Consider the following 24,383-nt stretch of genomic DNA (forward strand, 5'->3'; position numbering starts at 1 on the left):
CCGCCGGGCCGGGCGGCTCACCCCGGCGAAGGACCATTGTCGACTAGCCGGAAGTATGTCGCGAGCGTCGCGTCGCCCAGCTCTTCGAGGATCAGCCCCCGGGTGGCGGAATGCTGCAGGTACGCCGAGGCGCTGCTGATCGCGTACGACGGTTCCCCACCGTCCCGTTCCACGGCGCTGATCGAGAAGTGCTGCCTTGGCTCGGATGCCACGCAGTCCGCCGCGACGACGGTCAGCGGGTCCGCCCCCGACGACCTGACCTGCCAGCACGCGTCGGAGCCGTCCGGGTTCGGTTCGGCGGCGCGGATCCGGAAGGTGTCCGCCCCGGCCGGTTCAATGACGAACAGCCGCCGGCCCTCGGTCCCGTCGACCTCGCCCAGCGGGCCGTCGTCGAGCAGCGACACCGCCGACTCGAACGCGTCGGTACGCACGATCGCGACCTGGCGGTCCCCGGACAGCAGCGGATCGTCCCCGACGGAGGCCGGCGCCCCGGTCGGCGCCCCGGTCGGCGATCCAGTCGACGCACCGGACGGCGCACCGGACGGCGCACCGGACGGCGATCCGGACGGCACGCTCATTGTCGGGCCGGCGGGCCCGACCGGCAGCTGCGGTGCGGCGGTCACCAACTGGATCGCAGCGACGCCCGCGCCGACGGCTCCGACCAGCGTCACCGCCAGCGCGGCGGTGGTGGCACGTCGGCGTCGGCGCAGCGTCTCGCCGCGCCGCCGGATGTCCGCCGCCGGGGCGAGCCGGCCGGTCTGCCCGGCCCGCCGGGCCACGTCGCGCAGCGTCTCGTCGAATCGGTCGTCAGACGGCACGGCTCCGCCCTTCGTCGCCGCTGGTGGTCAGGTGTACGGCCAGCGCCTTGCGGCCCCGGGCCAGCCAGGTCTTGATCGTGTTCGGGCTGGTGCCGGTCTCCGCGGCGATCTCGGCGACGCTCAGGCCGACCAGGTGGTGCAGCACGACGGCCCGGCGCTGGTCGACACCGAGCCGGCGCAACGCGGCGACGATCGCGACGTGGTCGGCCGACACCTCGTCGGCCTGGTGGCCGTTGGCGTCGCGGCGGTGGGCGCGCAGTCGGTTCACCGCCTTACGCCAGGAGCTCACCGCGATCCGGTACGCGACCGTGCGTACCCAGGCTTCGGGGCTGTCACAGTCGCGCACGGACCGCCACCGGTCCCACGCGCGGGCGTACGCCTCCGCGACCGCGTCCTCGGCGTCGGCCCGGTTGCCGAGCACCACGGACAGGTGTCCGAGCACCCGTTGGGCCGACGCGGCGTAGAAGGCGTCGAACTCGTCGGCGTCACGCATCCGTCGTGCTCCACCCGTCACCTGGTCGTTCCTGCACCGGTCACCGGGTCGGCGCCGGCCCGTTGTCGGTGAACCGGAACCCGTCCGGGGTCGGCGAACCGTCGCCCTGCTCCTCCAGGATCAGCCCGGAGCGGGCCGAGGTGCGCAGGTACGCCGACCTGCTGCTGATCATGAAGGTGTCGTCGGCGCCGGTGTCGGCCGCGACGATCGCGAACCGCTGCCGGGGGTCCCCGGCGTCGCAGGCCGCACCCTCGACCGACAGCGATCCCCCGTCTCCCGGGTTGCGCACCCGCCAGCAGACCGGGTCACCGGCACCGGGACCGCCGCCGGTCGCCTGGTACGACTCGATCAGGAACAGCCGCCCCTGCAACGGGACCACGACGAACAACTGGCGGCCCTCGTCGCCGTCGACCTCGGCCAACCGTCCGTCGTCGGTGATCGACAGCCCGGACTCGAACGCCTCGGCCCGCACGATGCTGACCTGCCGGGTGCCGGACAGCACCTGCGGCAGGCCGCCCGTGGGTGCCGTCGGCTCCGGCGGCGGTGCCAGGCTGGCGGTCGGGGTCCCGGTCACCGTCGTCGGGTCCGGGTCGGACGTCGGCGTCGCGTCACCGGCCGGTGCGTTCGTGCCGCACGCCGCCACCGCGCCGGCCAGCACGGCGATTCCCAGACCTGTGATCCATCGGCTCGTCACCACGGTTCTCACCCTCATCCGCCTGTCGGTGACCCGGCAGCGACGGCTACCCGCCCACCGCCGCCGGGTCCGGTCGATGTTCTCGATTCGACCGACATACCCCCAGACGTGTGGCGGCGGCGCCCGGTTTCAGCCATGCACATGGACTTGCGGCGACCTGGCGCACGTGCGCAGCCTTCCCCGCACCGGTCCGTCAGCCGCGCGGAGCTGGCACCTGGCCACCGTCTCCGTCACCTGCCGCGGTGCCGTTCGTCGCAGCCGAATAGGCATTACGACCGCCCTGGTAGGGGCTTTGTGGCAGTACGGACGACCGTACGCCCGCCGGACCTCCTGCGGCCGCCGGCCTGACCGGGGCAGGGCGAGCGGGCCGGGGCAGGCGGGCGACGTCGAGGGCCCGCAATCTCATCGCGGGCTTCTCGACAAGATGCCACGACGGTACAGCGAACAGCATCGTGCCGATTACCGACAACAGGATGTACGATGACATGCCGTACTCGGCCACGCCGACCAGTGCCAGAACTTGCTGCACCGGGAAAGCATAGATGTAAATTCCGTACGAGTAGTCCCGCCCACGACCGACCCGTCCGAGCCGTCGCGGAAGCGCAACACCCAGATATGTGAGCAGGTACGCGTAGGCTGGCAGTCCGACAACGACGAATCCGCCCCACAGTAGGCTGATCGCGAGCAGGACGGCTGCCAACACAGCCAGCCGGCCGTCCATCGGTATGCGATGCATATAGCAGCGGACGGCGGCGCCCAGCACAAAGAGGAAAGTCAGATACAGTAGCCAGTCAGAGGCGAACGAGCCGATCAGCGGAAACGGGCCGACCGCCCCGACGGGAGCTGGCCGGAATGCCCATGTCGAAGCAATTGAAATGTCACGAATAATCAGTGCATAGCCGAATATCAGGATTGCCAGCAATGCCCGCGGGGCCAGGCGCAGGACCGAAGTCACACTGAGGACAGCGACCAGGCCATAGCACAAAAGTTCGTACCGCAAGCTCCACAGTGATCCATCGAACGCGCTCGGCCCACCCATCATCTGACCGAACGGAGTAGACGACAACAGTCCCGATATCGGGTACTGCTCCATAGCGGTGAACCAGTTGACCGCCAGGTAGGAAAATGGACCTTGCGGATGACTCCAGAACCCTCGCATCGTACCGTTCTCGTACAGAGCGACCAGCGGCGCCACCACAAATGCGGTGACCAGTAGACACACCCAGAAGCCGGGAAAAATCCGAAGCACCCGATGCCAAGAATACCGCAAGACCGAGTGCTTGAGCGCACTTCCCGTGATCAAGAATCCGGAAACCACGAAGAATCCCTGGACCGACAGCGAACCGAGCTCGCTCTGCCCAGCCGATATCCCGTAGCCAAGGCTCGCCGCGCCGTAGCCCAGCGGCCAGGCATGCGCCACGAGGACACCAAGGGCCAGGGCCAGGCGGATCAGCCCGAACGAATTGCTGTCCGGCACGTACCGGTCGGCAAGGCTCGGCAGACCGCGACACATCGCCGCATGCGCACTCAACACGGATCTCCTCAGGCCGGACCGCCTCATTGATGAAGGCCGAGGTCTCCCGCTGGTCACGACGACCCCGACACGGGGACAATCAGGTCGTCCCCGCACCGAAAGAACCTTAATGCCCACAGACTGACGAGTGGACTCGATTCCAAGAACGACATGCCTTTCTTCGACGAAGCAGGTTGACTAACATGAAAGGCCGTCCGATATCAGCCGTGCCGGGAAACTTCCCGGCAGGCGCGGTCGGCCAGGCGGGTCGTCTCCGGCAGCCGGTAGTGCGGCGTCAGGCGCAGGGTGATCTCGGTCGCCTGGGCGATGTCGATGAGATGCCCGGCCGACACGTACACCGGTCTGACGCCGGTGCGGGTGCGCAGCACCCGGCCGACCACCTCACCGTTGTCGACCAGGTCGGCCCAGCCGCCGCGCTCGGGTGGCACCTCGCCGTGGGTGCTGACGAACGCCGTCTTGGCCACGCCGAACGCCGGGATGCCGGTGACCACGCTCAGGTGGCTGGCCAGGCCGCAGCGGCGCGGATGCGCTACGCCGTACCCGTCGCAGACCAGCAGGTCCGGGCGGACGGTGAGCCGCTCGAGGACGGTGAGCAGGACCGGAACTTCGCGGAACGCGAGCAGGCCGGGAACGTACGGGAAGTCGCAGACGCCGGTCGCGGTCGCGCTGGCCACGACGGGCAGGTTGTCCGCCAGGTCGAGCACGACGACGGCACCGGCGAGTCGGCCCGCCGACGACGAGTCCGATTCGTACGCGACGTCGACACCGGCGACGAACCTCGGCGGTACGGGCATCGGCTGGTCGACCCGGACCCGGCGGGCCAGCTCGCGCTGGATCTCGACGGCCTCCCGCTCGGTACGCGGCATCGCCGCCGTCACCGCTTCCCCGTCCCGTGCGTGGCCGGCGGAACCGGCAACGGATACGTCGGCGGGTGCGGCTGTCCACCCAGGTCGATCCAGTAGCGGCGGGTACGGCCGAGCTCGGTGTCCCGTACGTCCTCCAGCACCCCGCCGTGGCGTTCGATGACCCGCGCCGACGCGGCGTTGCCGTCGCCGCAGGTAATCAGGACCCGGTCCAGGCCACGGGCGGCGGCCAACGGCAGCATCGCGCCGAGGGCCCAGGTCGCGATGCCACGGCCACGCGCCGACGGCCGTACGCCGTAGCCGATGTGTCCGCCGGCGCGGCGCAGGAAGTCGTTGAGCCGGTGCCGCAGCGAGATCGCCCCGAGGTAGGCGTCCTGCTCGACGATCCACCGGTGGGTGGTGTGCACCCACCCTTCGTCGGCGGGCAGCGACTCGTCGCCCTGTCGGCACAGCCGGTCGACCCAGGCGGCGAACCCGGCGGCGGTGTCGACGTCGTCGGACGGCCGCAGCCCACTGCCGTCCTGATGGGTGCCGCGCCCCCACTCGTCGCGGGCGTCGAGCCATGACGCGTACAGCTCGATGGTGGGTGCGATCAGCTCAGGCATGGCAATCCGTATCCGTCGGCTCGCCCACCGCCTCTCCCCTGCCCTGTGGTTTTGCCACCCGACCAGCTTGACCGCAGGGCTCAGACGCTCGGCGGTGGCGGGGTGGTGGTGAGTTCGCCGCACTTGGGGCACCAGCGGCTCTTGACCCGGAACGAGAACAGCCCGGCCAGGTAGCCGAGCACCGCAGCGCTGGTCAACGCGCAGACATCCATGACATGTTCCTTCTCTCCAGGGCGGGCAAGACATGACTCCGGTCGGCGGCGACGGCTCAGGTCACCGGGCCGGGGGCGGCGTCGGGCCGGCAGCCCGTCGCCGACGGTCGATCCAGGAGGCACGCAGCGACAGCCAGCTCGACGGGCCTCGGGCGTACACCTCGGATGCTCCTATAGATGTCAAGCTGCTAGTTCAAGATCTTTTGAGGTGATGAGCTGGTAAAGCTCGCGCGCGACGTAGCGCTTGAGGCAGCGGATGATCTCTTTCTTGGACAGGCCTTCCTTGGTGCGCTGCTCGGCGTAGGCGCGGGTGCGCGGATCCCAGCGCAGCCGCACGAGTACGACGCGGTAGAGGGCGGCGTTGGCCTGTCGGTCGCCGCCGCGGTTGAGTCGGTGGCGGTTGGTCCTGCCGGACGAGGCGGGGATCGGGGCGACACCGCAGAGCATGGCGAACCCGGCCTCGGAGGTGAGCCGGTCGTGGTTCTCGCCGGCGGTGACGAGCAGCTGACCGGCGACGTCGGGGCCGACGCCGTGGGCGGCGAGCAGGCCAGGGTTGATGGCGGCGACGAGCGGTTCGAGTAGTTCGTCGAGTTCGGTGATCTCGGCGGACAGTTGCTGGTGGCGGCGGGCGAGCGAGCGCAGGGCGATCGTGGCTGCGGTGGCCGGAGCTGCGGCGTCGGCCGGGTCGAGCTGCAGGCTGGCGCAGGTGGCGATCAGCTGCTTGACGGCCAGGCCGCGCAGTTGGGCGCGTAGCTGGTCGGGGGCGGTAACGATCAGTGCCTTGATCTGGCGTTGGGTGTCGGCGCGCTGGTCGACGGCGCTGCGGCGGGCCACCCGCAGGTTGCGCAGGGCTACGACGCGGCCGTCGCGCTGCTCGGGGGTGCCGGTACGTTCGCCGGCCAGGGCGGCCTTGGCCGCTTGGATGGCGTCGATCGGGTCGGACTTGCCCTGGAAGCGGCGGGTTTTACGGTCAGGGCGGTCGACCTCGACCAGCTCAACCTGCTCGTCGCGGAGTCTGCGAGCGAGTCCGGCCCCGTAGGCGCCGGTGCCTTCGACCCCGACCCGCGGCAGACGGCCGAACCCGCGCATCCAGGTCAGCAGGGCGGTGTAGCCGGCCGTCGTGGCCGGGAACTGCTGGGTGCCAAGAACCCGTCCGACCAGGTCGATCACAGCGGCCGTGTGAGTGTCCTGGTGGGTATCGACTCCACCGACGACCTCGACCGCGGCGTTATCAGGTGTAATAGAGGGCATCGTCGTCCTGTCGTTCGTGACTGGGGGCAGGGCGGCACGCACCAGCCGGGCAACGCGGACAAGACAGAGATGGGGCCTCTGGCCAGGCTCCTATTAGGTCACAACGCCACGTCCGGTGAGTGCATGAGCACCTCCCGACCGAGGCCGACAAATCCCGTTAAGGACCCGAAGTCAGTCAGTAGGCGGGTCAGACCTCGACGGGAGGTGCTCATGAACATCATCTCTGTCAGTAGGGATGCGAACACCTCGCGCCGCCGGTCGGCCGGCAGGCGCGGCCGGGCCAGCTGTGGTTGCCGGGCGGCGGCCCGGTCCCACATCAGGGTTTCGGCGTGCAGGGCGTCGATCTCGTTGCGGCACGCACCGGTGCACCGGTAGACGCGGGTGGCGGCACGGACGGCCGGGGTCATCGGGGTCCGGCAGTCCGCGCAGTGGATCAGTGCGGCCAGTGGGTATCCGGCCGGGTCGGGGTAGTCGACCATCATCAGCCGCCGCCGGTCAGCCACGGTGTGCGGCGACGGTGCGGCCGAGTGCCGCACGGGTCTGCCGGGCCAGGTCGACGATCGGCGGCCAGCCGTGGTCGACGAGGGTGCGCAGGTCGTCGTAGGCGTGCGGCGGCGCACCGTTGAGGATGTGCCGGTCGAGGCCGCAGGCCCAGGTCAACGCCGCCAGACCCTGATCGGTGACGTGGAGGCGGCGGCGGGCGCGCAGCGCGGTGGCCAGCCGGACGGCGGGCCAGCCGGCGGTGTTCATGTCGGTGGGCACCCACCGTTCGCCGCGACCGACGAGGCGGCGGCGGGTCACTTCCCGGCGTACGTGGCCGGCGCGGGCCAGTCGGGTGGCGACCTGCCGGACCGCGGTCTCGCTGAGCAGACCGACCCAGGTCTTCACCGGTTGCGGGGTCGGCGCGGCGCTGATCTGGGCGAGGACGCCGTGCACCAGGTCGTCGGGCGGGGCGACGGTCGCGCCGACGACGACCAGGCCGCGGCGCACGGCGATCCGCTGCGGGTAGAGCAGTTCGGCCAGCAGCGCGGCGGCCAGTCCGTGGCTGAGCGCGCGGGGGTGCAGCAACGGTCGGCCGTGCAGCCGGTGGTGGGCCATCCGGAACAGGTCGTCGGCCAGCGGGTACGTGGACATTCGACAGACTCCTCGGCATCGTGCGCAGACAAGGGCGTGGAACGCCGCCCGCCGCCACGCCCACCTCGGCAGCGACGACGGGCGGCGGCTCAGGTGCGCCAGACGATCAGCAGGTCGTCGGCGTCGGCACCGACGTACACCTGATCGATGGCCTCGCCGATCACTTCGGCGTCGGTGCGCGGCGGCGACACAGCGGCCAGGTCGGGGCGGCGGCGGGCGATGGACAGGCCGACGAGCCGCTCGATCCGACCCGCGTCTACCGGGCCCAGCCGGCAACCACACGGCCCCCGGTACGCCCGACCGCCGTCAGCGGTCCGCAACGGCTGCATCCGCCGCCCACACGCCGCGCACATCAGGACCCCACGTAACGGCCACCGGTCGGACGTATCGCCGCGCTCGGGTTCCCCGACCGGTGGGCCGTCTTCTGGCAGGTCAGAGCGCAGCGAAGGCATCGAAGGACTCCTACGGGTGCACGAGGTTGGCCGGCGACGGAACGGGTGCCACCGGCACAGAGGACTGAAGATCACAGATCGTCGCGATCCAGTAACTCGCTTGGATCGACAGTGGCACGCCGAATCTGGTCCGTCAATTCTTCCATGGAAAAATCTTGCGACCATCTCGATCGGTCGGCCCTAATGATCAAGATGGATCGCGCTAGCCTGGTTGCGCCGACAGGCATGGATGGTCCAAGATGGCGGAATCCACCTCACCCACTGTGGAGGCAGACGTGCCCAAGGTCGTCGGTCCAACCATCCCGCGCTGGCAGCTCGGCGAGGAGCTCACCCGCCTACGCCGCGCCGCCAACCTCACCGAGGCAGACGTCGCCGACAAACTCGGCTGCTCCGAGTCGAAGATCAAGAAGGTCGAGGCCGGCTACGTCGGCACCAACCGCGCCGAGCTCATGGTCATGCTCGACATGTACGGCGTCACCGACGAGGCCGCCCGCAACGACCTGATCGAGCTGCAGAAGCGCGGCAAGGAACGCGGCTGGTGGTCCAAGTTCGGCATGGTGCCCCAGCAGTTCGCGACCTTCCTCAGCCTGGAGTCCTCGGCGACCAGCATCCGCGTCTTCGAGCCGCTGATGGTCCACGGACTCCTGCAGACCGAGGACTACACCCGCGCGATCGTCTCGACGCACCTGCCGAACGCGCCCGCCGAGGAAGTCGAACGGCAGGTGCAGATCCGCCGCGCCCGCCAGGAGCGGCTCTTCGCCGACCCGCCGCAGACCTGGATCATCCTCGACGAGGCGGTCCTGCACCGCCGAGTCGGCGGCACCGACGTGATGCGCGCCCAGCTGACCCAGATCCTCGACACCGTCAAGGCTGCTCCATGGCTCACCCTCCAGGTCGTCCCGTACAGCCACGGCAGCTACCCCGGCGAGCTCGGCGCGTTCACGATTTTCGACTTCGAGGAGGACATCCACTCACCCGTCGTCTACGTGGAAGGTCAGGCCGGCGGCCTCTATCTTGAACGTGACGCGGACCTGCGTCGGTGTAACCTGGCGTACAACCACATCACGGCCGCCGCGCTCAGCCCACCCGAGAGCGCCAAGCTGATCACCGCCCTGACCCGCGCCACGGGTTGACCGACGAGGAGCAGCACGTGACCCCCGACCTCGACCTCAGCACTGCCGTCTGGCACAAGAGCAGGAAGTCATCCGCGAACGGTGGCTGCGTCGAGGTCGCCAACCTGGGTCAGGCGTACGCGCTCCGCGACTCCAAGAACCCGGACGGTCCGGTCCTGATCTTCACCCCCGAGGAGTGGGACTGTTTCCTCGACGGCGCAGAAAAGGGCGAGTTCCGCCAGCTCTGACCGCAACCTGCGACCGCCTACCCCGCAGACACCTCCGCCAGGTACGGCGAACAGCCACGCCATCGGCTGGCCAGTACGCGGCGGCATCTCTTCCCCTTTGCCGCTGCCGGCAATCGGCTGTCCTTGCTTAACTCAGCGATGTCGACGTCATCACCTGGGCCCAAGCCAGCGAGATCCAGCGCGAATTGCGGCCCGAGAAGACGATCGGTTTGTCGGTCGAACCCCAGCCCGTAGCGGCCGCAACCAGATTCTAGTCAATCACCCAATCGGCAATCTTCGTGGGGCGAGACCCGTCAAACATAGCCCTCAGAAATCCTTGAACCGATTCAGCATAGCGATATACCGACGCGTCGCGACCAGCAAGCAATGATCCATCGTTGGTCATGAATATTGTGAATATGAAATCCGTCCACACCTACCGGGCACAAACTTTTCCTAACGGCAGAGGACAGATCATCATTTTAGCGAACTACAGCAACAGAATCTTCTCAAAGAACGAAGGATCTCGATACGTTCCCTCATCCTCATGCCACACGAGAGGACCAGAGAGCACATAGTTGGCGAGTTCACCTCCAACAATGAACAACTCAGTCCCTCCAGGAAATTCGCGGCCAGCTTGCGATTCAATTTCTGACCGCTCGCCTCCATTAGCCCTGCCAATCGTCAGGCTCTCGAAAACTGTATCGAGCTGCATGCGAGCCACCTGCTGAAAAAGGACGTCGATCCTGGTTGAATTATCCTCGTCGCGCGAACTACGCAGAAGCAGAACCTTATGACTCACGGAGTAGCGCCACAGCTTGAATTGGCGAGAAGACTCGAACAAAACTTCCATTAGATCCCTACCAATTGGGTTTCGCAAGGTCCACTCGCGCGCCGGCGTGATAAAACTTGATGCTACTCCAAGTCCTGACTTCTCGTCGAACAGCTAGACCAAGCTGAGCCATTTCCCAGTCAGTAGCGCCAAAATTGCCACCTCTGCCGGCATTATAGGCATTCATGAATCTTTCTGAATGCGTAGCGCCATCCATACCGTCAAGTGCGACATGGATCGTCGTATCCTCATCCCTGATAGCATCCTTCACAGCCATCTGCCAGCCAGCCATGCCACTTTCGGGATCAACCGGCTTCAAGCCCGGATCATTGAAGGTTCTTACGTTACTCAGACCTTCGCCCCTCAGCTGGCTCGCCAACTTCTCACCATGTTCGTTAATGCCGAGAACTGCGTTGTTGCAGTTGTGTACAAGAACCGGCGTGTCGCCGGCAAGTACATGATACGTGTGGGTGTGGGCGACTGTCAGGTCGCGCATCTCCCGCTCGTCGCGGCGTGTCTGGACCGACACCACCGTGACCTCGCCGCGACCCGCCACCCGCAGCTTGGCACCCGGCTTGAGGTCGCCGGCGTTGACCCATGCCTGCCGGTTGTCGTCCCAGAAGGGGTGGTTCGGTGTCGTCTCCACCACGGTGGAGGTGCCGTCGCTGGTGCGGACCCGTACGTCGGTGAGTTCGCGGTCGGTGTTGCGGTGCAGTTGGGTGACGGGTTTCGGCAGCGATGTGCCGGACACCGGGTCGGTCGCTATGACCTGGTCGCCGACGTTGATGTCGGCGATGGGGCGGGTGGTGCCGTCGGCCATCAGCACCCGGGTGTCGGGGGCGAAGCTGTGCGTACGACAACCCGGACCCGACCCGCCACGACCACTTGAGGCGGACGGACCGGCGGTGCTGCCGCCGCGTCCCGGTGGAGCCCGCGCGGGGCCTGCACCGCCGCCCTTGCGGCCGATCAGGTTGAGTCCCGGCACCGACCCGAGGGCGGCGGCTCTGAGGTCGACCCGTCCGGTGGTGGCGGCCTGGGAGATGACATCGGAGATGCCGTTCTCCACCGCGTCACTGGCCAACCGGGCGGTAACCCCCGAGCCGGCCTTCGCGGCGATCGCCGTACCGACCTTCGCCGCGATCGCCCCACCGGCACCACCGGCCAGGCCCATGATCGCCCCCGTACCGAGCGAACCGAGCGCGTCACCGACGGAGTGGATGTCGCCCTGCGCCACATCCTTCGCCAGGTTGATCAACGCACCCGCACCCACCATGCACGCCACCGCGCCCGCACCGGCGGTCACCGCCGTACACGCCAACCCGGCCACGACCGCGCCGGCGATCGCGGCGACCTCCAGGATGGTGTCCTTGTGCTCCACCACCCACTTCTTGGTGGCGTTCGCCGCATCCTTCACCACGCTGACGGTCTTCTTCACCACCCGGGTCGCCTTCGCCGCGACCTTCTTCGCCGCCTGCTTCACCTGGGCGACCTTCTGTTTCACCTTCTGTTTCGCCTTGGCGACCTTCTTCGCCACGTACTTCTTCGCCTGGTTGACCTTCTTCTTGACTGCCTTCTTCGCCTTGGCGTACGTCTTCTTGACCTTGTTCTTGACCTTGGCGGCCTTGGCCTTGACCTGGTTGACCTTCTTCTTCGCGGCGGTGGTCACCTTCTTCGCCGCGGTCTTCGTGACCTTCTTCGCCTTCTGGTAGGCGGCACTGCCGTAGCTCGACACGCTGGACACCGCACGACGGGTCGCACTCGACACCTTCGACGTCGCCTTCGACGCCAGCTTCGCCGCCGCCTTCAACGGGTTGCCCCAGTGCCCGGTCGGGTCGATCGTCGTCAACGGCGTGCCGTCGCCGTACTGGTAACGGTTCGCCGCGATCGAGTCCGGCACCGGGCTGTTCGCGGCCGAGTCGCGGGTGTCGAACTGGCCGGTGTCGGTGTTGTACCAGCGGGCGTGCATGTTCACCCGCGACGTGGCCGCGTCGGTCCATTCCGACTGGTAGCCCAGACTCCCGACCATCCCGGTACTGGCGACCACCTTGCCCAACGGGTCGTACGTCGTCGCCCCGGCCAGGGTGGTGCCGGTCGTCGTGAACTGACCCACCACGTCGGTGTGCAGATCCGTCCACACCAGCCGCTGCGTCCCACCCGCCGTCCCGGCCACCACCTCACCCGACGGCCCCCGCACATACGTCGCCGTGTCGTCCGCCGCCAGGTCGTTACCGACCCCGGTGTACGCGAACCCCGGCCGCACCGCCCGACCCAACCCGTCATAGTCGTAGGTACGCGCTGGCCCACCACCGCTGACCTGCTGGCTGTGCACCTGGCCGAACGCGTCGGCGGTCGTGGCGACCGTGCCGGCGGCGGCGAGGGTGCCACGGGCGGTGTACGTGTACGCCGTCCCGTCGGCGGTCAGCAGCCGGTTCCGCTGGTCGTAGCTGAACAGCTTGGCGCCGTTCTGCACCCGGTTACCGGCCTTGTCGTACGCGTACACCACGGTCGCCGAACCGTTGTTCCACGACGTCAACCGGTCGGCCAGGTCGTAGCTGTAGGTGTTGGTGACGGCGGCACCACCGAACCCGGTGGTCGTCTTCGAGGTCAGGTTGTCGTTTTCGTCCCAGCCGTAGCCGATCGCCGCGATCTGCGTACCACCGGAGGTTTTCAACGTGTCGCCGGTGAGCCGGTGCAGGTCGTCGAAGGTGAACTCCCGACGGTTGCCGGTGCCGCCGTAGGTGATCTGCGAGACCTGGGACAGGTTGTTGTACGCGTACCCCATCGTGACGCCGGCGGTCGGGTTGGTCAGGCTGGCCAGCCGCCCGGCGGTGTCGTAGCCGTAGCTGGTGGTGCCGGCCGCGTCCTGCCGGCTGGCCAGCTGCCCGCTGCCGTTGTACGTGAACGTCGAGTTGCCGACCGGGCCGCTGATCGACAGCGGCAGGTCCCGGTCGTCGTAGCTGATCGTGTTGGTGCCACCGCCGCCGGAGAACTCGGTCATCCGGCCGCCGAGGTCGTAGTCGAAGACCCGGTCGACGGTCGTCGCCTCCGCGCCGGAGCCTTCCTGACGCAGCAGCTGGCCCATCTCGTCGTACTCGCTGCTGATCGTCACCCCGCCGGGCAGGAACTGGGTCACCGGTCGGCCGGCGGCGTCGTAGGCGACGCTGAACGTCCGGTCGGCCGCCGCCGGGTGCGCGGAGGTCGACGGCTCGATCTGCTCCTCCGGCAGATGCCACGGGTTGTACCCGGTCCAGAAGGCGTTGCCCCGCCCGTCGGTGAACCGGGTCCGGTTGCCGGACAGGTCGTAGCCGAACGTGGTGACGATGTCGTCGGAGCCGGAGATCGGCTGGGTGTGCTTCGTGAGCGCACCGGTGGCGTCGTACTCGAAGGTGGCGGTGGTGCCGCGCCCGTCGGTCGCGGCGGTCACGTTGCCGGCCCGGTCGTAGCTGGTGGTCTCCCGCACCAGCTGCACACCGGACGCGTCGTACGAGGCGGTGGCCAGGACCCGGCCGGTCAGGTCGTAGTGGGTGTTGCTGTAGCTGTCGTCGGGCAGCGTGGTCCGGACCGCCCGGCCTGCACCGTCGTAGGTGTACCCGGTGGTGTTGCCGGCCCCGTCGGTGACGGTCAGCGGCTGCCCGACGGCGTTGTACGTCACGGCGGTGGTCACCCCGGTCGGGTCGGTCACCTGGGCGAGCCGGCCCCCCGGGCCGTAGCTGTACGTGGTGGTGTGGTTGGTGCCGGTCTGCCGGACCACGTCGGTGCTGGTGACCTGCCGGCCCAGGTAGTCGTAGGTGGAGCTGGCCACCGCGCCGGTCGGGTCGGTGGTGGTCAGCAGGTCCCCGGCGAGGTTGTACGTGTAGCGGGTGGTGCCGTCGTTCGGGGTGACCACCTTGGTCAGCCGGCCCAGCTGGTCGTAGGTGTACTCGGTGGTCTCGTCGAACGGGTCGGTGACCGAGGCCACCTGCCCCGACGCGTCGTAGCTGTAGGTGATCTCCGGGGTGATCGGGGTGGCCGACCCCGGCGGGGTGTACGCCGGCAACTGCTCACCGGCCACCCGGCCGTCGGCGTCGTAGCTGGTCACCGACCAGTTGCCGGACGGGTCGAGGGTGTCGGTGACCTCGTCGAACGTGTTGTAGCCGACCCAGGAGGCGGCGTTGGCCAGCACCGGCGACGGGCTGTCGACCGACTGGGCGTACGCCGCCGGGGCGGTGGTCTTGACCGCGTTGCCGCCCTCGTCGTAGGTGATGTAGGTGGTGTCGCCGTTGGCGTCGGTGGCCGCGACGACCTCGCCATTGTCGTCGACCTGGTAGCTCTCCCGCACCACGTGGGCGTCGGCTGCCGGTGCGGTGCCGCCGTGCACGGCGGCGACCTCGGTCGGGCTGAGCGCCTTCTGGTACGCCTGCACGTCGCTGATCTCACCGGGCCAGAAGTTGCCCCGGGATCCGTTCCACATGCCGGCACCGACGACGAACGTGCCGCGGGCGGTGAACGGCTTCGCGCCGCTCTGGCTGCCTTCCAGGGCACCGTCGACGTAGATGCTGATGGTGCCGGTGGCCGCGTCGTACGTCCCGGCCAGGTGGGTCCAGGTGTTCAGCGCCGGGGTGCTGGTGGACACGACGGTGACCGGTTGCGTCACGTCCGGCGCGTCGAGGGTGCTGGTCCGCAGCCGCCAGCGGTCGGCGTCCTTGTCGTAGGCCAGGTCGAACGGGGTCTGCTGCTCGCCGTTGGCGGCGACCGCCTTACGCAGGTCACCCTTGTCGGTCAGGTACACCCAGGCGGCCACGGTGAAGCTGCGTCCGGTGTCGATGACCGGGCCGTCGCTTTCGATGACCGAGCTGATGCCGTTGAAGCCGGCCGCTCCGCCGTTGCCGGTGGTCCACCACATGCCGGGGACGGCCGTGCCGGGGCTGTTGCCGGCGGAGTCGGCGGCGGCGACCCCGGCGGTCTCGTCGAGCCGCCAGCGCAGCACCGGGGTGGGGTCGGCGATCGACGGGTACTCGGTCTCGGCGAGCACCTCGCCGGCCGGGTCGTACAGGGTTTCGCTGAAGCCGACCGTTGCGCCGCCGGCGTCGGCGTGCCGTTCGGTGACCACGTTGTCGTCGGCGTCGTAGCCGTAGTGGGTGGTGCGCTTCAGCCCGTCCGGGTCGACCGTGGTCGACGTCTCCCGGCCGGCGGCGTCATAGGTGTACGTGACGACGGTCGCGCCGTCGTCGGTGACCTCCCGGACCAGGTTGCCGGCCGCGTCGTACTCGTTCGACTCGACGACGAACGACGAACTGCCGTCGGTGCGGGTGACGTCGGCGATCAGCCCGTTGTCGGTGTACGTGTACTCGGTGGTCCAGCCCATCGGGTCGGTCTCGGCGGCCAGCCGCCTGGCCGGGTCGTACGACTTCGCCGAGATCAGCACGTCGGTGGCGGGCTGCGGGTCGTCCGGGTCGCCGGTGAAGCCGACCACCGTCGTGGTCAGCAGGTTGCCTTCGGCGTCGTACGTGTTGGTGGTGACGCCGCCGTCGTGGTCGGTCTCGGTGACCACCCGGCCGTACGCGTCGTAGCCGAGGGTGGTGACCGTGCCGCCCGGGGTGGTCGAGGTCGCCTGCTGGCCGTACTGGTTGTAGGTGTGCTGCTCGGTGCGCGACGCGTCGCCGCCGGTCAGGTCGGCGACGGTCTCGGCGAGCACGTTGCCGTCGTCGTCGTAGGTGTAGGTGGTGCGGGCGGTGTGCACCGCGCCGGTGACCCGGTTGGTGACCGCCGGCCCGGTCTCGGTCGCCACCCGCCCGGCCGCGTCGTACGTGTAGGTGGTGGTCAGCCCGGCCGGGAAGGTGTCGCTGAGCTCCGTCTCGGTCAGGGTGCGACCCAACCCGTCGTACGTGAACCGGTCGATCTTGCCGCTCGGGTCGGTGACCTGGGCGACGTCGCCGTTGGCGTAGTACTCGACGGTCTGCACCGCGCCGCCCGGGGTGGTGACCCGGGTCGGCAGGCCGGCCGGGGCGATCCCACCGCCGTACGCGGCGGTGCTGGTGCCGTCGGTGTAGCCGGTGGTGGTGACCCGGCCGAGCGGGTCGGTGATGGTGGTCTGGTTGCCGCTGGTGTCGTAGCCGTACGACGTACGGTAGGTGTCGTCGGTCTCCGACGCCGACCGCCCGTCGCGGACGGTGAGCAGCAGGTCGTTGCGGGCGTCCGGGGTCAGCGTCGTGGTCGTCGCGTCCGGGTAGTAGGTGTAGTAGACCGACGAGCACTTGTCGGCTGACTGGTCCTGGCAGCTGACGCTCTGCTTGGTGTTGCCGCGCACGTCCTGGAAGGTCTGCGTCCACACCCCGCGCGGGTCGTAGACCAGGCTGTTGTAGCCGCCGACGTCGTAGCCGAACTTGGTGACGTTGCCGAGCGCGTCGGTCTGCGCCACCGGCCGGCCGCCGTTGACCAGGTCGTAGCTGTAGGAGACGGTCTCGCCGGTGGGGCCGGTGACGGCGACCTGGGACACCGGCATCGGGATCGCGGTGGCCACCCCGGAGATCATCGTGACGGCGACCGGGGCGGTCTGCTGCGACGCCGCGTAGTGGGCGGTGACCTGCGTCTGGCTGAGCTCGCTGGTGAAGAACGCCGCTTCGGCGATCTGCCCCGGAAAGTAGCTGATGTCCCCGGAGGTCGACGGCCAGGTGCTCGGGGTGAAGCCGGTACCGAGGTACGCGTAGGCGGCCGGGGTGGTCTGGCCGCCGTAGTTGAGCGTGCCGACGAGGGTCCCGTCGAGGTAGAGCCGCTGGGTGCTGGCGGACAGGGTCATCGCGACGTGGTGCCAGTTGCCGTCACGGACACTGCCGGTGGTGGTGATCGGCGGATGGGTGTTGCCGCACCAGCACCACTTGCCGCGCAGTTTGCCGTCGGCGCCGACGTACAGCGCGGGAATCCGCTCGTTGGCGACGAGACCGCTGGTGATCGAGTTGGTCTGGAAGCTGTAGAGAACACCGCTGGAGGTGCCGCCGGTGGGCATCCTGAACCACATCGACACCGACGCCGGATCGGTGCCGCCGATGCGTTCCGGTGGCAACTCGACGTACGAGCTGGTGCCGTTGAAGGAGGCGGCGGTGGCACCGGCGAACGGGCCGTCCGCGCCGAGGGTCACCTGGTTGTAGGTGGCGACGCCACCGTCGACCTGGTTGACCGCCTCGGTCACCGCCACCTCGCCGAGACGCCAGTAGTCGGCCGGTTTGGCGCCGAGCACCGACGCGGCGTACACGTCGGCGCTGCCGGCGACGGTCGGGGTGCCCATCGTCCAGACGCCGCCGTTCTCGTCGGTGACGGTGGCGACCCGGCCGGTGGTGCCCTGGTAGGTGACCTGCGCGGTGACGCCGCCGGTCGGCCGGGTCACCGTCGACAGCACCGGATGGGTACGGGTGCCGGCGGCGTGCAGGGCGGCGACGGTGGCCGCCGGCAACGCCTGGTTGTGGAACGCCACGTCGGAGATCGAGCCGGAGAAGTAGCTGGCCGCAGCCGGGCTGACCCCGCTGTTCTGGTGGCCGGGCCAGTTGCCGCCGATGAAGCCGGCGCCGACGTGGATGTTGTCGGCGTTGTCGGGCAGCTGCATGATGATGCCGCCGAGGCTGCCCTGGGCGACGCCGTCGAGGTAGAGGGTCTGCGTGCTGCCGGCCCCGGCGAGCGCCACGTGGTGCCAGTCGCCGTCGTTGACCGGCGCGGCGGTGGTGATCGCGGCGGCGGCGTTGCCCTGCCAGAACTGGCCGCGCAGCTTGCCGTCGCTGCCGACGTACAGCGCCGGCACGTAGGTGGTGGGTGTGGTGCCGGCGGTGACCGGCGCGGCGCTGTAGCCGAACAGCACGCCGTTGACGGCGGTGGTGCGGAACCACATGCTGACCGTCTGGTACTGGCCGTCGGCGACCAGGTCGCCCGGCAGCTGCAGGTACGACGAGGTGCCGTCGAAGGCGGCGACGGTGGCGGTCGAGCCGGGGCGGGCAGCCGGCTGGCCGAGGGTCACTGCGGCGTACCGGGCGTTGTCGATGCCGGCGTTGGTGAGCACCGCGCTGCGGGCCACCGTTGCCGCAGACGGCTCCGACAGCGGCCAGTACGAGTACGGCCCGGTGTCCAGCACCGTGTTGGCGTACGGGGAGATGGTGGTGTGGCTGTAACCGTGGCAGGCGCTCGGGCCGGTCGGCGGGCAGACCCGCGTCAGGGTGTCGTCCGGGCCGTACCCGTACTGCCAGGTTTCGGCGCTGGCCGGGATGCCCGGATCGGCCGGGTCGGTGGCGACGGTGGTGACGTGCGGGTGGGCCGACCCGGTCGGGGTGTCCCAGGTCAGCCACAGCGAGCGGCCGGCGGCGCTGGTGATCCGGCTGGCCAGCCCGCCCGTGTAGTCGACGGTCAGGGTGCGGCCGTTGGCGTCGGTGACCGCGGTCAGCCGGAACACGCCGCCGCCGGCGGACTGCCCGAACGTGTAGACGGAGGCGTCCTTGTCGGTCAGCGTATAGCCGGTCAGGGTGGTGCCGCTGCGGGTCTCGGCGAAGGTGGCGAACCGGCCGGACGGTGCGGTGAACGTGCCGTCGGCGTTGCGGCCGAACGCGATGTCCTGCCCGGTCGGATAGGTGACCAGCACCGACTGGACGCTGCCGGTGGCGTCCGGCACAGCGGTGGCCCGCACGTCGAGCAGGCTCGACCAGCCGGTGCCGAACGCCGACGTACGCCGGGTGTCCAGGCTGTTGTAGCTGCGGGTGATGCTCAGTGACGGGCCGACGGTGGCGACCGTCGCGTCGGTCGCCGAGGTGGTGTAGTTGCCGATGCCCGGGTCGTATCCTTTGCCGGCGTTCTGGCTGAGGTTGCCGGCCAGGGTGGGTTGCGGCACGCCGGTGGTGAACGCGTACGCCGGGTATACGGCGCTGTAGCTCACCTGGTCGTGCACCCGGACCGTGTAGAGGTAGGTCTTGTTCCAGGCCAGGGTGCCGCTCGGTACCCGCCACGACGGGCTCGTCACCCAGCCGGAGTTGGCCACCACGGTGGTGCCGGTGCTGTCGTAGACGACGTATTGGTGGCGCAGCCCCTGGTTGGGCCAGGCGTCCGGGTCCTTGGACCGGACCAGCAGTTCCGGGGTCAGCGTCGGAGTCACCGCGTTGTTCGCCGGGTAGCGGACGTTGACCTGCGGCGCGACGTTGTCGGTGTAGGTCAGCTCGACGTACGGCTTGTAGGCGCCGCCGCCGTAGTTGGCCGAGGTGAACCGCTTCCAGCCGTTGGAATCGGTCTCCGAGGCGGTCAGCGCCAGTCCGTGGTTGGTCCCGCCGGTGGACCAGTCGTTGAAGGTGGCGACGTTCAGCGGCACGGTCACCCACTTGCCGACACTGCGGTCGCCGGAGGTGTTCTGGCAGGACGGATAGTTGTCGGTGACGGTCAGCGAGCCGATCGAGCTGGAGATCGCCGGGCCGGGGTGGCTGGCGGTGGACAGGTTCGCCACCGTCCACGCCTGGTTGACCCGGTGCACGGAGAAGGCCCGATGCTCGGAGCAGCTGTAGGCCCAGGTCAGGTAAAGCTTCAGTTTGGCGGCGGTGATCCGCTTGCCGATGAACCCGTCGTCGTCGAACTCGTCGAAGTGGATGAACGAGCGGGCCTTGACGCCGCCGCCGTCGTAGGTGCCGACCGGCAGGTTGTCGCCGTTGTGGTTGGTGGTCGTGGTGTCGCTGTCGACGTACACGTCGCCGGTGGTGCCGGTGGTGGCGGTCGGGTCCACCCGGACGGGGTAGACCCGGGCCGGGTCGTCCAGCCAGGCCCGGTCGGCGGTGACCTTCAGCGCCTGGCCGCCGCCGGGCTGGTCGACCAACTCGAACTCGACGTCGGGTGACTGGGCGGGTGCGCCGGACTGCGGGTGGACGTTGCTGTCCTCCATGAACCCGCGCGGGAACCAGACCCGGGCGGTGCCGTCGGCGTCGACCAGCTCCACCCAGCCTTCGGCGGTGAGCCGGGGCGTCAGCCCGGTCAGGTCGAGCGGGAACGTCCAGGTCGACGGGGCCTGCGGTGAATGCAGGATCAACGTCTCCTTGAGCCCGGCGTCGAAGGTGATCAACTCCAGGTCGGTGTGCGGCAGGATTTCCCGGTAGGTGGCGGTGTTGCCGTCGGTCTCGGCGGCGACGTCGGCGGCACCGTCGAGTTCGTAGGCGACCCGCTTTCCGTCGGGCAGTGCCAGCACCCCGAGGTCGGTGTCGCCGGTGCTGCCGGCGACGCTCACCTGCAGGCTGTTGGCCCGCATGTGCAGCCGCCCGTCGCGGCGCTCGACCAGGTCGGTGTCGATCGGGCGCCAGCTACCGTCGGCGGCCCGGTAGTTGACCGGTCGGCTGTAGGTGCGCACCGTCGTGGAACCGTCGGCGTTGTCGTAGACGTCGGTGCGGGCGGTGGCCTCGTCGGCGTCCCGGCGGCTGGTCGCCGCGTCGAATCCGGGCTCGGCGACACCGGTCGGGGTGGTCGGTGCCGTCGGGTCGTGCGGCTGGTACGGCGGCAGTGTGTCGGCTGCCTGGCTGACCCGGCGGCCCGCGCCGCCGGCCGCGGTGGTCTCCCCGGCCGGCACGTGGTGCTCGCCGGTGAACGGTGCCGGGCCGGCCATCACCGGCGCGCCGAGGGCGGCTGCCGCTGCCGACCACAACGGACGGTTGACCGCCCACGACCACAGCCACGACGTCGGCCAGGAGTCGGGCGGTACTGCACCGGCCGGCACCACCACGGTCAGTCCGAAGAGCAGCAGCGTCAGGGTCGCGATCCGGCGGGACGCACGACTGATGGCACGGCGCATGGCCGCCCTCCCCCGTGTACAAAGACTGTCCGACGTCGATCACGCCGACATCGGACAGTCTCCGACGGCGCTAGCGGATCGCACAAGCATCCGTACGGAGGGTTGACTTAGATCAACCCTCGGCGATTTAATCCCGGGCTCAGTCGTCGGCCGGGTCACCGACCGCAGCCACGACCAGGTCGCGTACCCGCTGCTGGATCGCGGCCGGCTCGGCGTCGGACACCACGGTCACGTTGCTGGCGTCGCCCGCCGACTGGCCCTCGGCGACGAGTACGAAGTCGACCTGCGGGTAGCGGGTGGCGTCCCCGACCGTCGCGGCGGTCGGCGCCTCGCCGACTGCCAGGACCAGCTGACACTGGCTGCCAGCGAGGCTGGCGAGGTATCCGGCGGCGTTGTCGGCGGTCTGCGGCCCGTTCACTTCGAGGAACTGCACCCTGGCCCGGGTCTGCAACGAGGCGTCCTGCATGCCGGCCCAGACCGGTGCGGCGGCCGAGTCGGTCACCCCGGCGGCCCCGGTCAGCAGGCACGCGGTGACGTCACGGTACTCGCGGGCGCGGGGCTCCTCGGGATCGTCCGGCCACAGCACCACCGTCAGCAGCACCGCCGCGACGACGACCAGCCCGGCACCGCCGGCCAGCAGGGCGATCCGCTTGCGCCGCTGTCCATCCTGGTGGTCCTGCGTTCGCTGCCCGTCCCGACCGCCCTTGCGCTTCGTCACGGTCGCACCCTACCCGCACCGGAACACAACGGGCGTACCGTCCACACTGATCCGCACCATCGGTCAGCTGTCGGCACCGGGTCCGCCGATGGTCGGGCCGGTCGGCCAGAGTGCCGTCAGGTCGGCCGGGGTCAGCGGGCCCTGGTACGCGGCCCGCAGCACCGCCGTACGGGTCTGCGAGTCGCCCCGGTCGGCGAGCGCCACGAACCAGTCGACGCCGGCCGGGTACGCCCACAGGTACGACCGCAGCTGCGGGTCGACGCCGCGGTCGGTCAGCGCGTCGCCGATCTCCTCGTCGGACCAGAACGGCACCCGCTGCCGGGCCCACGCCACGCAGTCGGCGACCGGCACGCCGTCGTCGACCGCCCGGTGCAGCCCGGCCCGGACCAGTTGGGTGTAGTGCGTCACCCGCACCCGTGCCACCGCCGCCGCGTCGTCGCCGGTGACGAACAGCGGCAGCGCCTGCGCCAAGCCTTCCAGCAGCACCTGGGTGTCCGTGTGCACCGACAGCAGGCGGACCGCACCGTCGTCCACGGTCGACCATTGGGCGTACCAGCTGGCCGACTGCAGAGCGTGGCCGAGCACCTCGTGCAGCGCGAACACCCGGGCCTGCGTCTCGGTGAACTCGGCGCGCTGCCGGTTCAGCCGCAGCCGGGCGGCGGAGCCGGCCCCGTCCAGCCAGTACGACCAGTAGGCGTCGACGTCGACCCGTTCGATTGTCAACTGGTACGGCGCGGCGGTGCCGGTCGCCGCGCGTACGAGGGGTTCCAGCTCGGCCGCCGCCTGCTCGATGGCGTCCGGGACGTCCTGGCGACGCAGGATTCCTTCGGCACGGGCCAGTTGGCCGGGGAGCCCGTCGTTCCAGTCGACGCCGAGGTCGGCCAGGCTCGCGCGGGCCCGGTCGCCGACCGCCGCGAGGTGGTCGTCCGGCCAGCCCGCCGCACCGCAGCCCTGGGTCCGCCGGATGTAGTCGGTCAGCGGCAGCCGCTCGCCGAGCATGGCCCGCAGGTAGGTGATGTCCGCGTCGACCCGGGCCCGCAGCCGGTCGTCGGCCCGGCAGTCCGGCTCGTCGGCGACGGCAGTCAGTTCGTCGGCGACGGCGGTCAGTCCGGCCAGTACGGCGAACCGGCTGGTCGCGGGGGTGGGCGGTGGGGCGGCCGGGTCGAGCGGCGCGCAGTCGTAGTCGATCACCGGGGTGGCACCACGTTGGCGCTCGTAGCCGTCCCACGCCCGCAGCGTCGCCTCGACCCTGTCCCGTACCGGCATCGTCGTCACGTTCCCCATCCTGGCGTACCGACTGGCACAGCCAACTTCCAGCTGGGATCCAGCGGGCTGCGGGCAACGGCGGTGAGGGTTGGTCGCAGATCCGCACGACACCCGACAGTGAGCCCTCTTCACGAACGGAGAAACGGATGCGACGCGACTCCCGCCGGGACACCACCCCGCGCTACCAGGGACGTCCGCTGGCCCGTCCCGACGAGGAAATCGTCGACCAGGGCCTCGGCTTCGACCTCGGCACCCTGCTGGGTCGCCGGCAGGTGCTGCGGGCGTTCGGCCTGGGGGCCGCGACCCTCGGCCTCGCCGCCTGCAGCGCGAACACGGGCGCCAGCGGCGGCACCTCGGCGGCGGCCGCGGCCGCTGCGGCGACCGGCGAGATCCCGGACGAGACCGCCGGGCCGTACCCCGGTGACGGCTCCAACGGGCCCGACGTCCTCGAACAGAGCGGCGTCGTCCGCAGCGACATCCGCTCCAGCTTCGGCGAATCCAGCGGAACCGCCGACGGCGTACCACTGACCCTCGAACTCACCGTCACCGACCTCGCCAACAACGGCACCCCGTTCACCGGCGTCGCCGTCTACGTCTGGCACTGCGACCGCGAAGGCCGCTACTCCATGTACTCCGAAGGCGTCACCGACCAGAACTACCTGCGCGGCGTCCAGATCACCGACACCGACGGCAAGGTCACCTTCACCACCATCTTCCCCGCCTGCTACACCGGCCGCTGGCCGCACATCCACTTCGAGGTCTACCCCGACGAGGCCAGCATCACCGACGCCGGCAACGCCATCGCCACCTCCCAGGTCGCCCTCCCCCAGGACGTCTGCGACACCGTGTACGCCGAACCCGCCTACGACTCATCGGTCACCAACCTCGCCCAGCTCAGCCTCGACACCGACAACGTCTTCGGCGACGACGGCGGGGCGAGCCAGCTGGCCACGGTGACGGGTGACGTCTCGGCCGGCTACGCGGCGACGCTGGCCGTGCCGGTCGACACCACGACGGCACCGACCGGTGGTGGCGCCGCTCCCGGCGGTGGTGGACCGGCCGGCGGTGGGCCCGGCGGGGCACCGCCCAGCGGCATGCCGTCCTGACCTGCCACGTACTGCCGCCGGGTCAGCCGCCCCCACCGTCGTCCGCTTCGCCACCCCGTAGCCGATGCCACCGTCGTACGGCAGGTCGCTGCATTTCCAGTCCCAGACCACCAGTTTTGCGTGGCATTCAACCGCGGCCACCGGCGGATCTACGAACGCATCGCCGCGCACGACCCGGAAGGCGCCGCGGCGGCGATGTTCACGCACATCACCGAAGCCTGGCTCGTCCGCCGCAGCGGGTTCGGCGAACCGGTCCGGCTGCAACGGTAGGGCCGGTCCCCCGACATGCCGCTGG

General features: G+C 69.6%; 18 protein-coding genes and 1 pseudogene. 4 read left to right on the plus strand and 15 right to left on the minus strand.

What is annotated here, in order from left to right; genetic code table 11:
- Window positions 1-17: 17 nt before the first annotated feature.
- The 11 genes from O7610_RS11140 to O7610_RS11190 all read right to left on the minus strand — a co-directional run bounded on the left by O7610_RS11140 (window position 18) and on the right by O7610_RS11190 (window position 7,924).
- On the minus strand, window positions 18-818 hold the full coding sequence (locus O7610_RS11140) for a hypothetical protein (RefSeq protein ID WP_289213219.1): 801 nt from the start codon (window positions 816-818) through the stop codon (window positions 18-20).
- Entirely contained in the window at window positions 808-1,311 is a 504-nt protein-coding gene (locus O7610_RS11145; RefSeq protein WP_281550667.1) for a sigma-70 family RNA polymerase sigma factor, read from the minus strand. The genes O7610_RS11140 and O7610_RS11145 overlap by 11 nt, the downstream gene beginning before the upstream one ends.
- A 40-nt stretch (window positions 1,312-1,351) precedes the next feature.
- Window positions 1,352-2,008 (minus strand): hypothetical protein, encoded by a 657-nt coding sequence (locus O7610_RS11150; RefSeq protein WP_289213220.1) that lies wholly within the window; start codon window positions 2,006-2,008, stop codon window positions 1,352-1,354.
- Window positions 2,009-2,198: 190 nt separating this feature from the next.
- Window positions 2,199-3,536, minus strand: a complete 1,338-nt coding sequence (locus O7610_RS11155) for an acyltransferase family protein (protein WP_289213221.1) — start codon at window positions 3,534-3,536, stop codon at window positions 2,199-2,201.
- 203 nt (window positions 3,537-3,739) lie between these two features.
- Window positions 3,740-4,405, minus strand: a complete 666-nt coding sequence (locus O7610_RS11160; RefSeq protein ID WP_289213222.1) for an endonuclease V — start codon at window positions 4,403-4,405, stop codon at window positions 3,740-3,742.
- An 8-nt stretch (window positions 4,406-4,413) separates the two neighbouring features.
- Entirely contained in the window at window positions 4,414-5,007 is a 594-nt protein-coding gene (locus O7610_RS11165) for a GNAT family N-acetyltransferase (RefSeq protein ID WP_289213223.1), read from the minus strand.
- Between the two features lie 80 nt (window positions 5,008-5,087).
- Entirely contained in the window at window positions 5,088-5,219 is a 132-nt protein-coding gene (locus tag O7610_RS11170) for a hypothetical protein (protein WP_278170260.1), read from the minus strand.
- Window positions 5,220-5,399: 180 nt separating this feature from the next.
- Window positions 5,400-6,470, minus strand: coding sequence for an IS110 family RNA-guided transposase (locus O7610_RS11175; protein ID WP_289213604.1), 1,071 nt, complete (start codon window positions 6,468-6,470; stop codon window positions 5,400-5,402).
- 98 nt (window positions 6,471-6,568) lie between these two features.
- Window positions 6,569-6,973, minus strand: a complete 405-nt coding sequence (locus O7610_RS11180; RefSeq protein WP_289213224.1) for a hypothetical protein — start codon at window positions 6,971-6,973, stop codon at window positions 6,569-6,571.
- Entirely contained in the window at window positions 6,966-7,604 is a 639-nt protein-coding gene (locus O7610_RS11185; protein WP_289213225.1) for a GOLPH3/VPS74 family protein, read from the minus strand. The genes O7610_RS11180 and O7610_RS11185 overlap by 8 nt, the downstream gene beginning before the upstream one ends.
- An 89-nt stretch (window positions 7,605-7,693) precedes the next feature.
- The gene (locus tag O7610_RS11190; protein ID WP_289213226.1) at window positions 7,694-7,924 is read right to left on the minus strand and encodes a hypothetical protein; all 231 of its coding nucleotides are present in this window, start codon (window positions 7,922-7,924) and stop codon (window positions 7,694-7,696) included.
- 371 nt (window positions 7,925-8,295) lie between these two features.
- Between O7610_RS11190 and O7610_RS11195 the strand changes: the two genes are divergently transcribed.
- Window positions 8,296-9,189 carry a helix-turn-helix domain-containing protein gene (locus O7610_RS11195; RefSeq protein ID WP_289213227.1) on the plus strand — a complete coding sequence of 298 codons (894 nt, stop codon included), beginning with the start codon at window positions 8,296-8,298 and terminating at the stop codon, window positions 9,187-9,189.
- A gap of 17 nt (window positions 9,190-9,206) precedes the next feature.
- Window positions 9,207-9,416, plus strand: a complete 210-nt coding sequence (locus tag O7610_RS11200) for a DUF397 domain-containing protein (RefSeq protein WP_289213228.1) — start codon at window positions 9,207-9,209, stop codon at window positions 9,414-9,416.
- A gap of 469 nt (window positions 9,417-9,885) precedes the next feature.
- Here O7610_RS11200 and O7610_RS11205 read toward each other — a convergent pair whose 3' ends face one another.
- The 4 genes from O7610_RS11205 to O7610_RS11220 form a co-directional block, all read right to left on the minus strand.
- Complete coding sequence (locus tag O7610_RS11205; RefSeq protein ID WP_289213229.1) at window positions 9,886-10,248, minus strand: hypothetical protein; 363 nt, start codon at window positions 10,246-10,248, stop codon at window positions 9,886-9,888.
- Between the two features lie 7 nt (window positions 10,249-10,255).
- A complete protein-coding gene (locus O7610_RS11210; RefSeq protein WP_289213230.1) occupies window positions 10,256-20,998 on the minus strand; it encodes a LamG-like jellyroll fold domain-containing protein in 10,743 nt (3,580 codons plus the stop codon).
- Window positions 20,999-21,137: 139 nt separating this feature from the next.
- Complete coding sequence (locus tag O7610_RS11215; RefSeq protein WP_281550682.1) at window positions 21,138-21,716, minus strand: type 1 periplasmic-binding domain-containing protein; 579 nt, start codon at window positions 21,714-21,716, stop codon at window positions 21,138-21,140.
- Between the two features lie 63 nt (window positions 21,717-21,779).
- The gene (locus O7610_RS11220) at window positions 21,780-22,991 is read right to left on the minus strand and encodes a hypothetical protein (RefSeq protein ID WP_289213231.1); all 1,212 of its coding nucleotides are present in this window, start codon (window positions 22,989-22,991) and stop codon (window positions 21,780-21,782) included.
- Window positions 22,992-23,128: 137 nt separating this feature from the next.
- Here O7610_RS11220 and O7610_RS11225 point away from each other — a divergent pair, with 137 nt between their 5' ends.
- Window positions 23,129-24,088, plus strand: coding sequence for an intradiol ring-cleavage dioxygenase (locus O7610_RS11225; RefSeq protein ID WP_289213232.1), 960 nt, complete (start codon window positions 23,129-23,131; stop codon window positions 24,086-24,088).
- A gap of 90 nt (window positions 24,089-24,178) precedes the next feature.
- Window positions 24,179-24,358, plus strand: a pseudogene (locus O7610_RS11230) (FCD domain-containing protein); the annotation flags it as partial.
- Between the last annotated feature and the right edge of the window lie 25 nt (window positions 24,359-24,383).

Origin of the sequence: Solwaraspora sp. WMMA2065, from assembly GCF_030345075.1 — a bacterium.
Taxonomy (GTDB): domain Bacteria; phylum Actinomycetota; class Actinomycetes; order Mycobacteriales; family Micromonosporaceae; genus Micromonospora_E.